The sequence below is a fragment of the Mesorhizobium sp. M7A.F.Ca.US.005.03.2.1 genome (assembly GCF_003997795.1).
Taxonomy (GTDB): domain Bacteria; phylum Pseudomonadota; class Alphaproteobacteria; order Rhizobiales; family Rhizobiaceae; genus Mesorhizobium; species Mesorhizobium ciceri.
Genome location: NZ_RZRP01001588.1, coordinates 1 through 495 on the forward strand (window position 1 = coordinate 1; position 495 = coordinate 495).

Sequence of the window (495 nt, forward strand, 5' to 3'; positions counted from 1 at the left end):
CCGGCACGCCTCCGGCCACCGGCGCGCCGAACGACTTCAGCAGTGCCTTGCCCTGATACTCATGGATGTTCATCTGGATGGTCTCCGGATCGACTGGGGGTTCACTTACTGGAGATTCATTTGGAGGCGAGTTGCGGCGCGATCTTGACGCAGGCCTCGGTCAGGCCCTGCACCGTCGCCACGGAGGAGTCGAACATCTTCTGCTCGCTCTTGTTGAGCTCGATCTCGATGATGCGCTCGACGCCGCCGGCGCCGATGACCACGGGAACGCCGACATAGGTATTCTTGACGCCATACTGGCCGGAGAGATACGCCGCGCAGGGCAGCACGCGCTTCTTGTCCTTGAGATAGGCTTCGGCCATCGAGATCGCCGAAGCGGCCGGCGCGTAATAGGCCGAGCCGGTCTTGAGCAGGCCGACGATCTCGGCGCCGCCGTCGCGGGTGCGCTGCCCGACCTCATCAAGATGGGCTGGACCTCGAAGGAGAAGCTCGACC

The 495-nt window shown here is 63.8% G+C and carries 1 pseudogene; it reads right to left on the reverse strand.

The features are described 5' to 3' along the window. Window positions 1-116: 116 nt before the first annotated feature. Window positions 117-495: pseudogene (locus EN991_RS39310) on the reverse strand (malate dehydrogenase); the annotation flags it as partial.